This is a genomic window from Lysinibacillus telephonicus, from assembly GCF_003966145.1.
GTDB lineage: Bacteria > Bacillota > Bacilli > Bacillales_A > Planococcaceae > Ureibacillus > Ureibacillus telephonicus.
The window spans coordinates 12,172-32,025 of record NZ_RXNR01000017.1 but is presented as its reverse complement, the minus strand read 5'-3'; the positions used below and the strand labels follow the sequence as shown (position 1 = coordinate 32,025).

The window sequence follows — 19,854 nt, the reverse complement described above, 5'->3', positions numbered from 1 at the left end:
TTTTATAAATTCAAACCTATCTTATAAATCGCATCCACTCTTAATGTTTGAAAAGTTATTTTTGATAACGATGTAGAGGGGCTGTTTTTTTTATAGACAGCCCCGTACTTTATTTCATTATTGATAGATATGAACGAATGGCTCCTGGTCATTTCTTTCTTTTAGGATAAGCGCTTCTGGTCCGTTTACTGATGTAATACTTACTTCGATATCTAAATCCGCCGGCAATTGCGTTAAAATTATTCCGGATAAGTATTGTGAAAATCCAATTATTTCAGTTGAACCGTAAAATTGAATAGGAATTTCTATTGATAATTTTTGAATTGTGTTATTTTGATAAAATCCTCTGCCAATAACGCTAGTATAATTTGCAAAGTATCTATCAACCTCTTGCTTAAAGTTTTGGAAGCTCGTATTCATATCACGATATTGCTCTTCTGGAGAAGACATTGGAAACGTAACATATTCTTCATCAATTGCTGTCCAGTCACTTAAACCATTTTGCCCTGCCTCTGATACGCTGTACGCAAAATATGTTCCCGGTACAATCGAATTTCTTGCTTCCTGTTTAAATAGACCAATTACAATTGGTATATCACTTAAACCTGATTGGGAACGTAAACGTGTAATAACTTCCGCAGCAATTTCTTTTCCTTTTTTCTCTAATTCACTATTTGGAATCGGTTCCTCATAATATTCGCCGTATTGCTCTTTTTGATAATAGTAAATTGAATTTAAGGCTAGCCCGATTGAAATGCCGCCAAGCTTAACCTTATTATCATCAGTTTTTATTAAGTAGTTTTGTTCAACGATATGCGCCAAATAGATAGGGGCTTCTTTTGCACGTACTTCCGGGTCCATTCCTTCAGGAGCTGCCGGATTTAGCCCATCCTCCGTTTGATTGCTTCGAGCGAGCCAATTGCTTAATGTTTCTGAATCTAAATATTGTCCTTCTTGGAAAAAGTAATCTTCTGTACTAAATTCATTTTGAGAAAGGCGCATTAAGCCTTCTTCAACTTCTTTAATATCATACTTTGTATAAATATTTGATACGACTAACCCTCGACTCGCACTTTCTTTATACGGTACAAGAGTTCTATAATATCTATCATTTAATTGCATGCTTGGAATGATTGTAGTTTCAACCACTTCTTTGGTTTCATCTGTATTTTGCAACACTTCTGTATCTTCTTTAATCGAAGGTACACAACCTGCCAGCAATGCAACAACGACTGCTGCCGGAATCCAGCGAAATCGTTTCATCATTTGAAACTCCTTTACTGTTGTAATTGTTCTATTAGGCGGTCTTCGTCCCATACTTCGATACCTAGTTCTCTAGCTTTAGCTAATTTTGACCCAGCATCTTCACCGGCAATAACAAGATCCGTTTTCTTACTTACACTTCCTGTTACTGTTCCGCCCAACTCTTCTATTTTCGCCTTTGCTTCGTTGCGTGTCAATTGCGTTAATTTACCCGTTAATACAATTGTTTTGCCTGCAAAAGGACTATCACCAATCTCAACCTGCACTTTTTTCCCTTTAAATGTCATATTAACGCCAGCTTGCTTTAACCGAGTTATTAATTCTTTCACTTCTTCATTATTAAAATAAGTAACAACCGAGTCCGCCATCTTCGCACCAATTTCAAAAATAGAAGTTAATTGTTCTTCTGTTGCATCCATTAGTGCATCGATTGTTTCGAATTGCTCCGCTAATATTTTTGCAGCTTTTTCACCTACATGGCGAATCCCTAATCCGAATAGCAGTCGTTCCATCGAATTTTCTTTAGAGCGCTCAATTGCATCTACTAGGTTAGTTGCTGACTTCTCTCCCATTCGCTCTAGCTTCATCAATTGTTCCACTTCAAGATGATACAGGTCGGCAACATCTTTAATATAATTTTCGCGAAGAAGCTGCTCAACAACCTTTTCACCTAAACCGTCTATATTCATTGCATTGCGTGATACAAAATGTTTAATACCTTCAGCAATTTGCGCAGGGCAGGTCGGATTTACACAGCGTAATGCTACTTCTCCTTCTATACGCACTAATTCGCTACCACAAGCAATGCAGTGTGTTGGCATTTCATATGGAACAGAATTTTCTGGACGCTGCTCTAAAATAACGCCAATAACCTCTGGGATAATGTCTCCTGCTTTATGCACTATTACTGTATCTCCAATACGGATATCCTTTTCACGAATTAAATCTTCATTATGAAGAGATGCTCGTCCCACTGTTGTCCCAGCTACTTGGACTGGTTCTAGTATTGCGGTTGGTGTAATAACACCTGTGCGCCCAACTGTTAATTCAATATCAAGTAGTTTAGTAACGACCTCTTCTGCAGGAAATTTATAGGCAATTGCCCAGCGAGGACTTTTTGCTGTAAAACCTAGCTCATCTTGATGTGCATAACGGTTAACCTTAACAACTATACCATCAATTTCATATGCAAGATTTGGACGATTTTCAGTCCACTTTTCTATAAACGCCAATACATCATCAATTGTTGCGCACTTTTCCCGTTCCTTATTTGAAGGAAAACCAAGTCCCTCTAAATAATCGAGCATCTCAGCATGTGAATCAATTCCGTATGCTTCTCCATCGCCGCCAATAGCATAAATAAATGTAGAAAGATTGCGGCTTGCAGCAATTTTAGGGTCAAGCTGGCGTAGCGAGCCAGCAGCTGCGTTACGCGGGTTCGCAAAAAGTTCTTCTCCTTTTTGAGCACGTGCATTATTTAAGGCTTCAAATGATTTTTTAGGCATATATGCTTCTCCGCGCACTTCAATTGTCACTCGTTCCTTTAATCGAAGTGGGATTGCACGAATTGTTTTTAAGTTTGTCGTAATATCTTCTCCGACTACTCCATCACCGCGTGTTGCACCTTGAACAAATATCCCATTTTCATAGCGTAACGATATTGCTAACCCATCGATTTTCAGCTCACAAACATACGAAAAATCATCGCCAATTGCTTGTCGGATTTTCCGGTCAAAATCACGCAAATCTGCTTCGTTAAACGCATTTGATAAACTTAACATTGGGTACGTATGTGTAACTTTGCGAAATCCCTCAGCAGCAGCTCCTCCGACACGTTGAGTTGGCGAATCAGGATAGATTAACGATGGATTTTCTTTTTCTAATGCAATTAATTCATGTAAAAGCTGATCATATACCGCATCGGAAACAATTGGCTTATCTTGCACATAATAGGCATGTCCATATTCATGAAGAAGTTTATTTAGCTCTGCAACTCGTTTTTCAATATCGTTCATTATATTCCTCCAAAAATAAAATCAATGACACTTTCCCTAAACCTTTGGTCGTCCATCATTATAAAAATTTATTAAGCCTTCGTAATCGGTGCGAATTTAGCCAGCAAACGTTTAATCCCTATATTAGGAAATGCAATATCAAGTTCAAGCCCATCTCCTTCACCCTTCACACTAACAACTGTACCAGTACCCCATTTTCCATGGACAGCTTTATCTCCAGCCTTCCAGGCAAGCTGGTCTCCCCCCGTAGATTGAAGGTCAGCAATTTGAGTTTTTGTTTGCACATTGCCAATCGTACGGCGATGGCTTTGTTTACGGCTATTTCGCCCTGCACTGAATGGTAAATCATCAGGTTCAATTTGATTTGCAGCTTTCGAAATTTGCTCAATTACATCCTCTGAGATTTCACGCAAAAAGCGAGAAGGCATATTAAAACTAGAGCGTCCATAGAGTGTCCGTGATCCGGCACATGTTAAATAAAGACGTTGTTCTGCCCGCGTTATCCCTACATAGGCTAGGCGGCGTTCCTCCTCCATCTCTGCTGGATCATCCAGAGATCTTGAATGAGGGAAAATATTTTCTTCCATTCCTATGATAAATACTACAGGAAACTCAAGGCCCTTTGCTGAGTGCATTGTCATTAAAATAATGCTGCCTTTAGATGTATCTTGTTTATCAAGAGCATCAATATCTGCAACTAAAGCCAAGTCTGTTAAGAAAGCAATAAGTGATTTGTCATCACTGCGTTCTTCGAATGCTTTTGTAACAGATAAAAATTCTTCAATGTTTTCTAAACGACTCTCTGCCTCTATTGTTTTTTCCTTTTGAAGCATTTCTCGGTAGCCGGATTTGTCAATGACTTGCTCCACAAGTTCTGTTACAGAAAGATATTCCTGCATTTGGGTGAAGCCTGCGATTAACTCACGGAACTTGTCAACTGCATTTGCTGCTTTTGAAGTTAGCCCCATAAATAATACATCCTTCATTGCATCAAAAATCGAACGGTCTTGTTCAATTGCGTACGTTGCGATTTTTTCAAATGAAGTTGCACCGATGCTGCGTTTCGGTTCATTAATAATGCGTGCAAGGGACAGGTCATCATCATTGTTGGCAATTAATCGCAAGTAAGCTAATAAGTCTTTAATTTCCTTGCGATCATAGAATTTCGTTCCTCCAACAATTTGATAAGTCATATTTGATTTAACGAGAACTTCCTCCATTACACGAGACTGTGCATTCGTGCGGTATAGAATAGCGAAGTCGTCCAATGAGCGATTTTCTTTTTCCATCAATTTTTGAATTGTTTGAACAACGAACTGAGCTTCATCTTGTTCAGTGGATGCTTTATAAAGTACTACTTTCTCCCCTTCTAAGTTATCCGTACGCAATTTCTTCGGGTAGCGGCTTTCATTATGTTCAATAAGATCATTTGCTGCCTGTAATATACGTTTTGTAGAACGGTAATTTTGTTCAAGTAAAATAACCTTTGCATTTGGGTAATCTTTTTCAAAGGATAAAATATTTCCAATATCGGCTCCACGCCAACGATAAATTGACTGATCAGAGTCGCCTACTACACAAATATTTTTAAATTTTTGTGCAAGCATTTGAACAAGCTTGTATTGAGAATGGTTCGTATCTTGATATTCATCAACATGAATATATTGGAATTTATTTTGATAATATTCCAGCACCTCAGGAACTCGTTCAAACAGTGTAATTGTCGTCATAATAAGATCATCGAAATCAAGCGACTGGTTTTTGCGAAGTCTTTTTTCGTAACCTTCGTAAACTTGTACGACAACCTTTTCATATGGATTATTTGGATTGCTATTTGCTTTATACATATCAGCAGTAATGCATTCATTTTTTGCCGAACTAATTGCATTTAAAATAGCACGAGGTTCATAACGCTTTGAATCGATGTTTAGCTGTTTCATAACATTTTTCACTACAGATAATTGATCTGCAGAATCTAGTATCGAAAAGTTTTTTGAAATCCCGATTCGATCAATATTACGCCGTAAAATTCTTACACACATTGAGTGAAATGTAGATACCCACATACTTTCTGTTGTTCCATTACCGAGTAAGCCATCAATACGCTCACGCATTTCACGGGCAGCCTTATTCGTAAATGTAATCGCTAAAATTTTAGATGGGTACACTTCTTTTTCCACTACTAAATAGGCAATTCTATGTGTAAGTACTCTTGTTTTTCCTGAGCCAGCACCCGCCATAATAAGCAATGGACCTTCTGTTGTTTTCACAGCGTTTTCTTGCTGTGCATTCATTCCGTTTAGTAAGTTTTTCGTTATTTGCTCCATGATGCACCGCCTTTATACAAACATTTGTTCTTACATTATACTAGATTATATTCTTTATCGCATTTGAAATTTCTGTTAAATAGGCACACTCTTTACAGCTTCAACTGTTTTTAATGCTTGTCTTAAATCATCGTATATAATGTTTCCTACTACTACTGTATCTGCTATACGTGCCATTTCTGCTGCTTGATCTGCAGTAGTAATGCCTCCTCCATAAAAAAGCTTTGTATCATTTAAAACTTCTTTAACAGAAGCTACCATTTCTTTGTCGCCATAAGCACCACTATACTCAATGTAAAAAATCGGCATTTTAAAATAGTTTTCAGCTAGTCTTGCATATGCAATGACATCATCTTTTGTTAGGTTTGTGTCAGCATTTGTTGCCTGTGCCACTTTACAGTCTGGGTTAAGTACACAATACCCTTCAGCAACAAGCTCGTCCCACACCATTACATCTCCGTATTCCTTTATTGCTTGGTGATGTAAATCTTTCACCCATTTTGTTTCCGTACTATTTAATACGGATGGGATAAAGTAATAATCAAAACCGGCTGTTACAGAATCAATATTTGAAATTTCTAATGCAATTGGGACTGTATAGCGGCGAACACGAACCAAAATATCGATGACATTATCTAGGTTGACACCGTCAGTTCCACCTACTAAAATGACATCCGTTCCAGATTCACAAACTTTTTCTAATGCTTCATCCGAAATAGTTTTCGCTGGATCTATCTTGAATACATGCCTCCAATTTTTATAATCCATTCTTTTCCCACCTATCAATGATTTCATAATTTTTTATGTACGATTATCCGTCTACAAGTATATCGTAAAGTCTGCGAAAGCGAAAAAGTTTTCAATCTTGCTGCAAAGAAAAGGGTAAGCATCCTGTTCTTACTCGCCACAAAAGATCTTTTGCTTAGCTCCACCTAGGCGAGGGCGCCATATCGTATGGCATTGTCGGCATTTGCATATCCATTTTTCAAAGAAAGGATGGAATCGATAGCTTTTCCAGTTATGACCGAGAGTAGAGCACAACCTTAGGGGCAAAGTGGCTCATTTTCGATGCTATTAGTCCTTAACAAATACAAAAAGCTGTCTAATAGTCTTCATTTTTGACTTACTAGACAGCCTTATTTGTAAATTGTTATTTAGACGCTTGGAACGGTTTTTCGTCCGGATATAAGCGTCCTAGCATCTCATCATACGTATCATTTCCATAATCGAAGCAGCGGCGAACACGTGAAATTGTTGCGGTAGAAGCTCCTGTTTCTTTTTTTATTGTTTCATATGTTTTCTTTAAACGTAATAAATGTGCTACTTCAAAGCGTTGTGCCAACGATTGGATCTCGCTTATCGTACATAGATCATCAAAAAATTTATAGCATTCTTCGATATTTTTCAACTCTAATACTGCTTTAAATAATTGATCTGTTTGATGCCCTCGAATTTTGTCGATTTGCATTCGTCTCATCCTTTCACTACGAATATGTTACGGAGGCAGCTATTCCTGGATTTGTTGGAACAAAATGAATCCAAGTATGTCCAGGAACTAATTTTACTTCACTACCGTCTTCTTCTACAGCTTTCAATACACCATCAATGTTTTCCCAACGAACCTCTCGCATCAACCCTTCCTGGAACACATACGCTGTTCCACCAGAAGTAATATCAATACTACGGCGTCCTGCGTTATCGATAATGGAATGGTTCATTTCAAAAAATAATACATTTGATAATGCAATCGGCTCATTTGTTAAATAATCTGTCGTTATTTCATCTGCACATTGTCGAGAGTACGTATTCGTATCTGCATCATAAGTATACAGACTATTAAATGAATCGTAATTACTGTACTTAACACTTACTGAATTTGCTTGCACTCCTATTTTAGCATGTTCATCAGGTTCATAAAAAGTATACGATACTTTTTTCTGATAAAGAAGTGAAGCGTTCACCTTTTCTGCAGCTGTTTCTATATTTTCACCTGCAATGTAGGAATTGTGGGGTGCAACTCGATCCGATGAACGTTTAAAAATCGAGCCATCATATTGCATGCCGTTTATATTATCTACAACGCCGTTTGTTAACATTGTTTGAGCTTCTGGACTATAGCCATGGGCAATATAAAATGCATCTAGTCCATCTGCAATTTCAATGAAATAATCCCTGGCGCTTCGAATCGGTCCTATATTATCTGGTATTTCTGATTGAAATAAAGCTAGTAATCTCGTAACATTTCCTTCTGCGAGCATTTCATAAATAACATCAGCAGAACCAATGCCAGATTGCGGGCGTGCAGCCGGATGGTTATTAATGGTTGCAATGATAGGTCTTGTTGTTATTTCATCTGCAATCTTCTCTCCTGTAAATGGAGTGACATAAGGCAACTCTACTTCTGCTGTTGCTGGTATAGTTTGTTCTTCTATTACACTAGTATCTTCTACTAATTCTTCTTTTTCGTCGCATCCTACAATTAAAACTGCTGAACATGCGATTGCACAGCACAACAATCCTTTTTTGCCAAACATTCTTTTTCTCCCCTTTAGCGCATTACAGCTGGTAACATCACTTTCTTTTTCATTACATCAAATATGCCTCTAGGCGTAATACGGATATATGGTAAATGTGTTGATTGTAAAAATAGTAAAGTATAGATAGCATCCGAATGTCTATATCCTCTATCTCTTAAAGCTGTTTTAAGAGCAGTTTCCTTTTCAATAAGATCTTCTACAGCACCTTCATATAACGTTCCATTAATTGTTAGCGGAAGAGAAGCAATTACTTCATTGTTTTCAACAAGTGCAATTCCACCGTTCATTCGCTTTATTTCTTCAAATGCTGCTTTCATATCCTCTATACTTTTACCAATTATGATTATTTCTCCTGTATTCGAGTAAGAGGAGGCAAATCCCTTCACATGAGTGGCAAAACCTTTGAAAATTGTGTTAACTCGCCATTTTCCTTGACGATCAATAAGAAGCAAATAACTTTCATCATTACCAAGCGGAAGCTCCTTTTTATTAATATGGAGATTAATGGAGTACGGTTTTGTAATAACATCATTAATCATTTCGATTCCAATTGGCATTGAAAATTGAAAATCCTCATCTTTTAAGTTAAATGAAATGTTAAATGGCTCGAAGTTTTTCCAATCAATTTTTGGCAGTGCATAGACTTTTTCATTATTTTGTTTTAGCCATACACCTTTAGATAAAACAGCTTCAGGATTCGGTGTAAATTCATCTTTTAAAATATTCAATGTTGCAAAACGACCAGTTGCAATTAATCCGTGCAAATGAGTCATGCCATAATAGCGAGCTACATTATAGGAAGCCATATTATAGGCATCGATTGGAGAAACTCCGCTTTCAAGGGCGATGCGGATACATTTGTCCATAACTCCATCTTGATGGAAATTAGGTGTCGATCCATCTGTTGTCATCATTAGATGATCAAATATATTTAATTTTTTCTCGACAATGCCTTTTAAAAGTTGAGGCAAATCAGGTCGAATAGATGAATGTCTTAATGTAACTGCATAACCATGAAGAATTCGACGTTCTACTTCCTCTACTGTCATGGATTCATGATCGCCATCTGCTCCAAACAGTTTCATTCGTGCAATTGTTTTTTCGGAAGCACCAGGAAAATGTCCTTCAATCTTCTTTCCTTTCATTTTAGAAGCTTGTATCCAGTAAAGCATTAAGTCGTCACCTTGTATTAAGCGCGGCCATCCAGTTAACTCCCCGCCAAGTACTACATCATTTCTCTCAAGCCATTCGAAAATAGATTTGTTTGTAAACAGTTCATCCTCATTTTCGAGTTCAGTTTGAGAATCAAATCGAACCCACCAATAAAATGAAAATGGCAGTTTCTTTAATTGATCCAAAATTGAAAACGCTTTCTCATTTGGGAGTGATAGCACAAATGTCATATTATCTGCGATAAACATTGTTGTTCCTGTTTGAGCTGCAAAATCTGCAAACGATTGTGGATTATATAATTGAAATGGGTGAACATGCGGCTCAATATATCCTGGAACAACTATTTTCCCTTGTAAATCTACGACCTCTGTATTTATTGTATTAGAAGGTAATTCCTGTCCAACATAAACGATTCGATCTCCCAAAATCCAAATATTGCCTGAAATCCATTGTTTAAGCACACTATGTAAATAACGTGCATTTTTTAAAACCATTGTTGGTGCTTCTTGACCATCAATAACGGCAACCTGTTTCCTTATCTCATGTATTTTCCAGATAGGCTCTGGCATTTATAACACTCCCTTCCATTACTTATAAAATTTATTTTGGTTAATTGAATTTTATACGCACATACTAACTTTGCTCATAAATTGTGCGATTTATTTATCTTCATTCAGTATTGTTTGCGACGAAAGCGAAGTTCCACAATAGAAGATTCGCACTTAACCTCAACTTCGAGGAGTAATTGATTGTTGATTTTATCGTATCACAGCAATTTCTTAAATTAAAGTTTTTACACTGGAACAATTTTACTTTTAAAGGAGTGGTGAAAAATGATGGAGGAGAATATCTCTGAAAGAAGCGGTTTTGTACGTTTAGCTTTAGGAACAGGTTTAACAGCATGTGGCATCGCACATTTAGCAAAAGAATCTGGCAATAGAACATTAGGGTCAATTTTTGTAGCTACAGGAGCAATGAAAATTGCAGAAGGCATTTTCCTTTACTGTCCTACAAAAGCATTAATTAACTCAAATGTAAGAGAAGCAGTGGCTACAACATTTGATGAGTTTTTAGATGGCGATAGCTTAATGAATGCTTACAATCAAGCATATAACAATAAATGGAATGGCGGGAGCTCCCAAAGTGGCAGCAATTCATCAAATTCCAGTACTGGACAAAATAATTCAACTATGAAAAATGTTGCAAATACAGCTTCGCAAGTTGCTCAAACTGTTTCTAATGTTGCTCCAAGCGGCACAATGGTAAAAAGCGCTTCACAAGCAATAAAAACTGCGGCAGATACTGTTTCTGGAACTCAAAGCCAGCAAAACAAAAATAAATCAAATAATTCTTCACAAAGTGGCCAATCAAGTTAATCCCCCCTCTTTGAAGAGTTAAGCACTTGTGTTTATTTAAAATGGCAAGCCTGTCGATTTATTTTTCGACGCTTGCCATTTAATTATTTATTGAAAAGTTCTCCAACCAATATCTTTTCGATAAAAGAAATTATCCCACTTCACTTTTTCGATACCAGCATAAACTTTTTCTTGTGCTTCTTTTAAGTTCTCTGCTTTAGCAGCAACTAATAAAACACGGCCACCGTTGCCGACAAAGTTCCCATCAACTAGTTTTGTTCCAGCGTGATATACTTCATAGGTTTCAGTTAACTCGTTCAAATCCGGTAGAGGATTTCCTTTTTCAACATCCCCTGGATAACCATCCGCTGCAATTACAACACCTAACATCGCTTCATTGGACCATTGTAAATCAAAGTATTTTTCTTCCATTAAAGCTTTCATAAATAAACCAAAATCAGAAGTCATTCTAGGTAAAACCACTTGTGTTTCTGGGTCGCCAAAACGGGCATTAAACTCAATTACTTTTGGTCCTTGGTTTGTTAAAATTAAGCCTGCATATAAAATTCCTGTAAAGGAAACTCCCTCTTCTTCCATCGCTTTTACTGTCGGCTCTACGATTTCAATGTAAGCACGGGAAACTAATTCTTGAGGGATTTGCGGTACAGGAGAATATGCTCCCATTCCTCCTGTATTCGGCCCTTTATCACCATCATAAGCGCGCTTGTGGTCTTGTGCGATCACCATTGGGTAGATTTGCCCCTTATGAACAAACGACATAAAGGAGAATTCCTCACCATCTAAAAATTCCTCGATTACAACTCGAGAAGACGATTCGCCAAAACGTTGATTGCCAATCATATCTTTAATGGCGTCGCAAGCTTCTTGTTCAGTCATCGCAACAATAACACCTTTGCCTGCTGCTAATCCATCAGCTTTTACAACAATCGGTGCACCTTGTTGCTTTACATATTGGATTGCTTTTTCCGCATCAGTGAATGTTTCATATGCTGCTGTAGGAATATTGTATTTCTTCATTATTTCTTTTGCGTATGATTTACTGCCCTCGATTTGTGCTGCGGCTTTTGTAGGTCCGAAAATCGATAAAGAACGAGCTTGGAAGAAATCAACAATTCCTGCCGCTAATGGTTGTTCTGGTCCGACAAATGTTAAATCAATTTCATTTTCTTTTGCAAATTGGGCTAATCCATCAAAATCCATCGCATCAATTGGAACAACTTGAGCAATCGTACGCATTCCATCATTTCCTGGAGCAACGAATACTTTTTCAACGGATGGAGAATCATTGAACTTCTTAGCAATAGCATGTTCACGACCGCCACTGCCGATTACAAGGATGTTCATTTTATTAAAGCCCTCCTGTTGGGTTTTTCATTTCTCTTTTCGAGTTTTAGTTTATGAGCGAGTTTGACATGTTTATGTGCGAGTTTCTTGGCTTTATGTGCGGTTTTCACCAAATTATGTGCGATTCTCTCAGGTTTATGTGCGATTTCCTGCACATATGTGAAAATGTAAACTTAATATTAAGATTAATGTTTAAAATGACGCACACCTGTAAATACCATAGCAATACCATACTCATTTGCTTTATCAATTGAATCTTGGTCTTTTATGGATCCGCCTGGCTGAATAATTGCTGTGATGCCAGCTGCTGCTGCAGTTTCTACAGTATCACTCATTGGGAAGAATGCATCCGATGCAAGCACAGCACCTTTTGCTTTTTCTCCAGCTTGTTCTAATGCAATTTTAGCTGCCCCAACACGGTTCATTTGACCTGCGCCGACACCTAAAGTCATTTGTGTATCAGTTACAACAATCGCATTTGATTTTACATGTTTTACTACTGCCCAGCCAAGCTTCAATGCTTTCCATTCTTCTTCTGTTGGTTCACGATCAGTTGCCACTTTAATGTCAGCATCAGCAAAGCCAAATTTATCATCTTCTTGAACTAAAAGACCACCTTCAACTGAAACCATTTTAAATTGATCTTGTTTTTCTTGTGAGAAGTTGATTGTCATTAAACGAATATTTTTCTTTTTCGTTAAAATTTCTAATGCTTCCTCAGTGAAAGAAGGTGCAATAATAATTTCTAAGAAAATATCACTTAATTTTTTAGCAGTAGCTAAGTCTACTTCGCGATTTAAGGCAATAATGCCGCCAAAAATAGAAGTCGGATCTGCTTCGTAAGCTTTATCGAATGCTTCTTCGATGCCAGCACCAGTTCCTACCCCACACGGATTCATATGCTTTACTGCAACGGCAGCTGGCATGTCAAATTCTTTCACGATTTGAAGTGCAGCATTGCCATCTTGAATATTGTTGTAAGATAATTCTTTCCCATGCAATTGAGTTGCAAATGCCAATGAGAAATCTGAACCTAAACGTTTTTGATAGAATGCAGCTTTTTGATGTGGATTTTCACCGTAACGTAAAGTTTGTTTTAGCTCATATGTCATCGTTAAATTCTCAGGGAACTCTTCTTCTGTTAGATAATTTGAAATGTAAGAATCATATGCCGCTGTATGTCGGAATACTTTTGCAGCGAGACGACGACGTGTTTCAATTGTAGTTGAACCCTGTGCTTTTAATTCTTCGAGAACTTGGCAATAATCGTTAGAATCGACAATAACCGTTACATACTGATGGTTTTTGGCAGCAGAACGCAGCATAGTTGGACCGCCGATATCGATGTTTTCGATTGCATCATCCCATGTTACATTTGGTTTTGAAATTGTTTCTACAAACGGATAAAGATTTACACAAACAATTTCAATTGGCTCAATGCCATGCTCATTCATTTGAGCTTGATGTGAAGGATCGTCAAACTTTCCTAAAAGACCTCCATGAATCATTGGATTCAATGTTTTTACACGTCCATCAAGAATTTCAGGAAATTTTGTTACTTCATCAACAGCTGTTACAGGAACATTGTTGTCTTGCAACATTTTTTTCGTACCGCCTGTCGATAAAATTTCATAATCTAATGCTGCTAATTCCTTTGCAAATTCTAAAATACCTTCTTTGTTTGAAACACTAATAAGTGCACGTTTCGTCACGAAAAAGACCTCCAATATACTAATTAGAATGAATACTCCTAAAATGTTCTTCATCCATATCTATTTTTCAAATAATCGTGATAATGTCTTTGTATAAAGTTCATGTTCGATCATATGAATACGTTCTTCTGTTGCTGCCCTATTTCCGTCAACTACTTCAACCGCGGCTTGAGCCAAAATTGTCCCCGTATCCATACCTTCATCAACAAAATGAACTGTTACTCCTGTAATTTTCACTCCGTGATCCATTGCTTGTCCAATGGCATCCTTACCTGGAAATGATGGTAAAAGCGAGGGATGAATGTTAACAATTCGATTAGCAAAAGCTGAAAGTAATGTTCCCCCAATTAAACGCATATACCCCGCGAGAACAATCCATTCAACCTCTTTTTCTAGTAAAACATTCACAATCTCTTGCTCATATGCCGCTTTTGATTCATAAGATTTAGGTGTAAATGTAAACACTGGAATATTAAAGTTTTCAGCCCGTTTTATAACAAATGCATTTGGTTTGTCTGTTACGACGAGCTCAATTACAGCATTTAATTTACCATTCAAGATTGCCTCTTGAATTGCTTGGAAGTTGCTTCCGCTTCCTGAAGCAAACACAGCGATTTTCGTTGTCATTACTTTAAACTCCCGTCATGTTCACCATTAAATATTACACCTTCACCTTTTACTACACGACCTATTTTGTATGCTTTTTCACCATTTTTTTCAGCAATCCCAATTACTTTGTCAGCTTCAGATGCAGGTACAGAAAGTACATAGCCAATTCCCATATTGAACACATTATATAAATCTTTGTCAGCAAGCTCTCCTTTATCTTTTAAAAATTCAAAGATGCGAAGAACCGGCCAAGATCCTAAGTCAATTTCAGTAGCTGAACCTGCTGGCATCATACGTGGCAGATTTTCATAAAAACCTCCGCCGGTAACGTGTGCCATCCCATGAATTTCTGCTTGTTTGAGCATTTCAAGGACAGGCTTTGCATAAATTTTTGTCGGTGTAAGAAGAGCTTCCCCTATCGGACCAAGATCTTCATAACCTTCTACAACTTCATCTACAGCTAAACTGTTATCTGCAAATACGATTTTACGAACTAAAGAATAGCCATTTGAATGTACACCGCTGGACGAAAGACCAATAAGAACATCACCTTCAACAATCTTTTCACCAGTTACAACATTTGATTTTTCTACAGCACCAACGGCAAAACCAGCTAGATCATACTCATCTTCATCATAAAGTCCTGGCATTTCTGCTGTTTCTCCACCGATTAATGCAGCACCAGCTTGTACGCAGCCATCTGCTACCCCTTTTACAATTTGCTCGATTTTCGCAGGCTCAGCTTTGCCAAGAGCAACATAATCTAGAAAATATAACGGTTCTGCACCCTGTGCAACGATATCGTTTACACACATTGCAACACAATCCACACCAATTGTATCGTGTTTATCAACCATAAATGCAAGTTTTAATTTTGTCCCAACACCATCTGTACCTGAAATTAGAACAGGCTCTTTTAAGTTTAAAGAGGACAAGTCAAACATGCCTCCGAAGCCGCCAAACGTCCCCATCACACCCAAACGATTTGTACGTTCAACATGTGATTTCATACGTTTTACTGCTTCGTATCCAGCTTCTATATTTACGCCTGCTTGCTCATATGCTTTTGACAATTTTAATATCCTCCTTAGATAATCAATTGCGCCCCCGACGAAACTGTGTCTTTATTTCGGTCATAAATTACGACAGAAATTATATGACTACGTCGGAGGCGGAAGATAAGATTGTGTTATTAAGTCTTATCTAACTACTTCTTTTTCATGTGGTAAGACTGTATCTGAGAAAATTTCTGTAGGATAATCGCCAGTAAAACAAGCCATGCAAAGACCGCGATTTTCATCATCAAATGGACGGGCCGTTGCTTCTACTAAGCCCTCAACTGAAAGGAAGGTCAATGAATCTGCACCGATTGCTTCACAAATTTCTTCCACATTTTTACTTGAAGCAATTAATTCTTCATGTGTAGATGTATCAATTCCATAGAAGCAAGGATTTTTCATTGGCGGCGATGAAATTACTACATGCACCTCAGTTGCTCCTGCTTCTTTTAACATGTTTACGATACGTTTAGATGTCGTTCCGCGTACGATTGAATCATCTACCATGACAACGCGCTTTCCCTTTACAACTTGAACAACCGGTGAAAGCTTCATCTTAACACCGCGTTCACGAAGCTCTTGTGTAGGTTGAATGAATGTACGGCCTGTGTATCGGTTTTTAATCAGTCCAAGTTCATATGGGATGCCGCTTTCCTCAGCAAAACCAATCGCCGCTGAAATAGATGAGTCTGGAACTCCTGTTACTACATCTGCTTCCAGCCAAGCACACTCTTGTGCAAGTCTTTTCCCCATACGTTTACGAGTCATATGGATATTAATTTGGTCGATATTAGAATCAGGACGCGCAAAATAAACATACTCCATTGCACACATTGCACGTTGTTCCATTTCTACAAATCGATCTTCTTCAATACCTTTATCTGAAATGATTAATAGTTCACCAGGTTCAACTTCACGGACAAATTCTGCACCGATTAAATCAAATGCACAAGTTTCAGAAGCAACAACCCAAGCATCATCTAGCTTGCCGAGAGATAAAGGACGCAACCCGTTGCGGTCACGCGCAACCATGATACAATCCTTTGTAAGTATTAAAAATGAAAAGGCGCCTTTTAGTAATGAAAGAGCTTCTTTCACTTGAGCACGGAAACCAGGCTTTTTACTTTTCTTAATTAAATGTACAACTACCTCTGTATCGGAAGAAGAATGAAAAATGCTCCCCGAACGTTCTAAATGCTGTTTTAAATGATTGGCATTTACTAAATTTCCATTATGAGCAATTGCCATACTGCCAGTCGAAGAACGGAAAAGCAACGGTTGTACGTTTTCAATTCCGCCTCCACCAGCTGTTGTATAGCGAACATGAGCGATTGCTGCTTGACCTTTTGCAGATTTTAAATTTTCTTCACTAAAAACATCATTAACTAGTCCTTCGCCTTTAACCGCGCGCAAAGCTTCACCGTCTGTTACGACGATACCAGCTCCTTCTTGACCACGATGTTGAAGTGCATGAAGACCATAGTAGCTTAATTGTGCTGATTCAGAATGCCCCCATATTCCAAAAACTCCGCATTCTTCATTTAAGCCTCTGATTTCACCAAGCATGGGATTGCTCCTTTCCAAGCAGAACGGAATTCCTCCACTGTACCTTCTACAAGAATGCCAGTATTACCGTTGATTGTGATTTTTCCATCATCTGTTACAATACCGATTTTCTTCGCATCTGATACGATTTCTTCAAATGCAGCAGCATTTTCTTCTTTAACCGTAATGATAAAACGAGATTGAGATTCGCTGAATAACACTGTGACAGCCGAGCCATCAAGAGTTACAAATACACCTAAGCCTTCAGCAGCAAAAGTTTTTTCAGCAAGTGCAACGGCTACCCCGCCTTCTGAAACGTCATGCGCCGATTGAATAAGCCCTTTACGAATTGCAGTTAAGATTGCAGTTTGACGAGACGCCTCAACTTCTAAATCGATGTGAGGAGCTTTACCAAAGATTTTTCCATACACTAATTTTTGAAGTTCAGAGCCACCGAACTCATTTGCTGTATCACCGACTAAATAAACGATGTCTCCAGCTTGTTTTAATTGTTGTGTTGTCACATGTGTTAAGTCTTCTACTAAACCAACCATCCCAATTGTCGGTGTTGGATATACCGCTTCACCCGAACGTTCATTGTAAAGTGATACGTTGCCACCGATAACTGGTGAATTTAATGCAGTACATGCAGCCGCGATACCGTCAGCTGATTTTTCAATTTGCCAGAAAATCTCTGGTTTTTCTGGGTTACCGAAGTTTAAGCAGTCTGTAATAGCAAGAGGCTGTCCGCCAGATGCCACGATGTTGCGAGCTGCTTCTGCTACTGCGATTTTCCCGCCTGTCTCAGGGTCTAAATATATATAACGTGAATTACAGTCAGTTGTCATTGCAAGACCTTTATTTGTACCGCGTACACGTAATACAGCTGCATCAGAACCTGGAGCTACAACAGTATTTGTACGAACTTGGTAATCGTATTGATCATATACCCATTCTTTTGAAGCAACAGTTGGCGCTTGCAGTAATAATTTTAAAGTTTCTTTTAAATCTGCAACTTCCGGTTCACTATTTTCAACCGCTTGGAACTCTGCGAAATAAGCAGGCTCTTTTGATGGTTTATGGTAAACAGGAGCATCTTCTGCTAGTGCATCAGCAGGAACCTCTGCAACTACTTCACCTTTGTGTAGCAAACGAAGCATTTTATCGTCTGTTACGCGACCAATAGCTACTGCATCTAGGCCATATTTATCGAAGATTGCTTTAATTTCATCTTCACGCCCTTTTTTTACAACAAGCAGCATACGTTCTTGTGACTCAGATAACATCATTTCGTAAGCTGTCATACCTGTTTCGCGTTGAGGTACTAAGTCTAAGTTCATTTCTACACCAGAACCCGCTTTTGATGCCATTTCTGCTGAAGATGATGTAAGTCCTGCAGCCCCCATATCTTGAATGCCGACAAGTGCATCAGATTTTACAACTTCTAAACAAGCTTCAAGTAAAAGTTTCTCCATAAATGGATCCCCTACTTGAACTGCTGGACGTTTTTCTTCAGAAGCTTCTGACAGTTCTTCGGAGGCGAATGTTGCTCCGTGAATCCCGTCACGACCTGTTTTAGCACCAACGTACATCACTGTATTGCCGACACCTGCTGCAATACCACGTTGAATATCCTTATGATCGATTAAGCCGACACACATGGCGTTAACAAGTGGGTTTCCTTCATAACAAGGGTCAAATTGAATTTCTCCCCCTACTGTTGGAATACCAATGCAGTTTCCATAGCCGGCGATACCTGCAACAACTTCTTCAAATAAATATTTACCGCGCTCTGTTTGCAGCTCTCCAAAGCGAAGAGAGTTTAACATCGCAATTGGACGAGCACCCATTGAGAAAACGTCGCGAATAATTCCACCTACCCCAGTTGCTGCACCTTGATAAGGCTCAATAGCAGATGGATGGTTATGCGACTCCATTTTGAATACTACTGCTTGTTTATCACCGATATCTACAATCCCAGCCCCTTCACCCGGACCTTGAAGAACCTGAGGACCTTTTGTAGGGAATTTACGTAATACAGGCTTGGAATTTTTATAGGAACAGTGTTCTGACCACATTACAGAGAACAACCCTGATTCAGTCCAGTTTGGAAGACGACCTAAGATCTTTTCCACCATCGCAAATTCTTCATCTGACATTCCCATTCCAGCATAAAGTTTTTGTTCTTTAATTTGCTGTGCTGTTGGTTCGTTCTTAGCTGACATGTGATTCCCTCCACTGTTTTACAATTGATTTAAATAGTGCAAGTCCATCGCTGCTGCCGAGCAATGCATCCACTGCACGTTCTGGATGCGGCATCATGCCTAGTACATTTCCGCGTTCATTAACAATCCCTGCAATGTCTTCAAGACTGCCATTTGGATTTTCACCTGAATAAGTAAAAACAATTTGATTGTTTTCTTTTAAAGCAGTTAATGTTTCTTCGTCACAGAAATAGTTACCTTCACCATGAGCGATTGGAATATTAATAATTTGCCCCTGTTCATATTGGCTTGTAAAAATAGTATTATTATTTTCTACTTTTAATTGAACTGTACGGCACATGAATTTTAAGTTTTTATTTCTTAATAAGGCACCTGGAAGTAGTCCTGCTTCCGTTAAAATTTGGAATCCATTACATACGCCTAAAACTGGTTTTCCCGCTTCAGCAGCTTTTTTTACTTCAGCCATTACGTTCGATTGGTTAGCCATTGCACCACAACGTAAATAGTCACCATAAGAGAAACCACCAGGAACTAAAATGCCATCGAATTCACTTAAATCAGTTGCATCATGCCAAACGTATTCAACTTCTTCGCCTAGCTCATCCTTAATTGCATGATACATATCGATGTCACAGTTTGACCCAGGGAAAACGAGTACTGCGAATTTCAT

Annotated in this window: 15 protein-coding genes; 1 reads left to right on the top strand and 14 read right to left on the bottom strand. The window is 38.3% G+C overall.

The annotated features are described in order from the left end of the window. Window positions 1-117: 117 nt before the first annotated feature. The 7 genes from EKG35_RS07880 to EKG35_RS07850 form a co-directional block, all read right to left on the bottom strand. Window positions 118-1,263, bottom strand: coding sequence for a CamS family sex pheromone protein (locus EKG35_RS07880; RefSeq protein WP_126293896.1), 1,146 nt, complete (start codon window positions 1,261-1,263; stop codon window positions 118-120). A 14-nt stretch (window positions 1,264-1,277) separates the two neighbouring features. After that, the gene (gene ligA / locus EKG35_RS07875) at window positions 1,278-3,278 is read right to left on the bottom strand and encodes an NAD-dependent DNA ligase LigA (RefSeq protein WP_126293895.1); all 2,001 of its coding nucleotides are present in this window, start codon (window positions 3,276-3,278) and stop codon (window positions 1,278-1,280) included. Window positions 3,279-3,349: 71 nt separating this feature from the next. Beyond that, complete coding sequence (gene pcrA / locus EKG35_RS07870) at window positions 3,350-5,605, bottom strand: DNA helicase PcrA (protein ID WP_126293894.1); 2,256 nt, start codon at window positions 5,603-5,605, stop codon at window positions 3,350-3,352. Between the two features lie 75 nt (window positions 5,606-5,680). Further along, window positions 5,681-6,373: a heptaprenylglyceryl phosphate synthase gene (gene pcrB, locus EKG35_RS07865; protein ID WP_126293893.1), complete on the bottom strand. Its 693-nt coding sequence runs from the start codon at window positions 6,371-6,373 to the stop codon at window positions 5,681-5,683. A 382-nt stretch (window positions 6,374-6,755) separates the two neighbouring features. After that, the gene (locus tag EKG35_RS07860; protein WP_126293892.1) at window positions 6,756-7,073 is read right to left on the bottom strand and encodes a YerC/YecD family TrpR-related protein; all 318 of its coding nucleotides are present in this window, start codon (window positions 7,071-7,073) and stop codon (window positions 6,756-6,758) included. 16 nt (window positions 7,074-7,089) lie between these two features. After that, window positions 7,090-8,139 (bottom strand): DUF3048 domain-containing protein, encoded by a 1,050-nt coding sequence (locus EKG35_RS07855; RefSeq protein ID WP_126293891.1) that lies wholly within the window; start codon window positions 8,137-8,139, stop codon window positions 7,090-7,092. A gap of 14 nt (window positions 8,140-8,153) precedes the next feature. Next, on the bottom strand, window positions 8,154-9,884 hold the full coding sequence (locus tag EKG35_RS07850; protein WP_126293890.1) for an adenine deaminase C-terminal domain-containing protein: 1,731 nt from the start codon (window positions 9,882-9,884) through the stop codon (window positions 8,154-8,156). Between the two features lie 264 nt (window positions 9,885-10,148). Between EKG35_RS07850 and EKG35_RS07845 the strand changes: the two genes are divergently transcribed. Next, window positions 10,149-10,691, top strand: coding sequence for a hypothetical protein (locus EKG35_RS07845; protein WP_126293889.1), 543 nt, complete (start codon window positions 10,149-10,151; stop codon window positions 10,689-10,691). Window positions 10,692-10,778: 87 nt separating this feature from the next. On the opposite strand, the gene purD is transcribed toward EKG35_RS07845, so the two are convergent. The 7 genes from purD to purQ form a co-directional block, all read right to left on the bottom strand. Next, on the bottom strand, window positions 10,779-12,035 hold the full coding sequence (gene purD, locus EKG35_RS07840; protein WP_126293888.1) for a phosphoribosylamine--glycine ligase: 1,257 nt from the start codon (window positions 12,033-12,035) through the stop codon (window positions 10,779-10,781). 185 nt (window positions 12,036-12,220) lie between these two features. Continuing rightward, a complete protein-coding gene (gene purH / locus EKG35_RS07835) occupies window positions 12,221-13,747 on the bottom strand; it encodes a bifunctional phosphoribosylaminoimidazolecarboxamide formyltransferase/IMP cyclohydrolase (RefSeq protein WP_126293887.1) in 1,527 nt (508 codons plus the stop codon). Window positions 13,748-13,807: 60 nt separating this feature from the next. Further along, window positions 13,808-14,374 carry a phosphoribosylglycinamide formyltransferase gene (purN, locus tag EKG35_RS07830; RefSeq protein WP_126293886.1) on the bottom strand — a complete coding sequence of 189 codons (567 nt, stop codon included), beginning with the start codon at window positions 14,372-14,374 and terminating at the stop codon, window positions 13,808-13,810. Further along, the gene (purM, locus tag EKG35_RS07825) at window positions 14,374-15,429 is read right to left on the bottom strand and encodes a phosphoribosylformylglycinamidine cyclo-ligase (protein WP_126293885.1); all 1,056 of its coding nucleotides are present in this window, start codon (window positions 15,427-15,429) and stop codon (window positions 14,374-14,376) included. Before purM ends, purN begins: the two co-directional genes overlap by 1 nt. 126 nt (window positions 15,430-15,555) lie before the next feature. Next, window positions 15,556-16,980: an amidophosphoribosyltransferase gene (gene purF, locus EKG35_RS07820; RefSeq protein ID WP_126293884.1), complete on the bottom strand. Its 1,425-nt coding sequence runs from the start codon at window positions 16,978-16,980 to the stop codon at window positions 15,556-15,558. After that, window positions 16,956-19,184: a phosphoribosylformylglycinamidine synthase subunit PurL gene (purL, locus tag EKG35_RS07815; RefSeq protein ID WP_126293883.1), complete on the bottom strand. Its 2,229-nt coding sequence runs from the start codon at window positions 19,182-19,184 to the stop codon at window positions 16,956-16,958. Before purL ends, purF begins: the two co-directional genes overlap by 25 nt. Beyond that, on the bottom strand, window positions 19,174-19,854 hold the full coding sequence (gene purQ / locus EKG35_RS07810) for a phosphoribosylformylglycinamidine synthase subunit PurQ (protein WP_126293882.1): 681 nt from the start codon (window positions 19,852-19,854) through the stop codon (window positions 19,174-19,176). Before purQ ends, purL begins: the two co-directional genes overlap by 11 nt.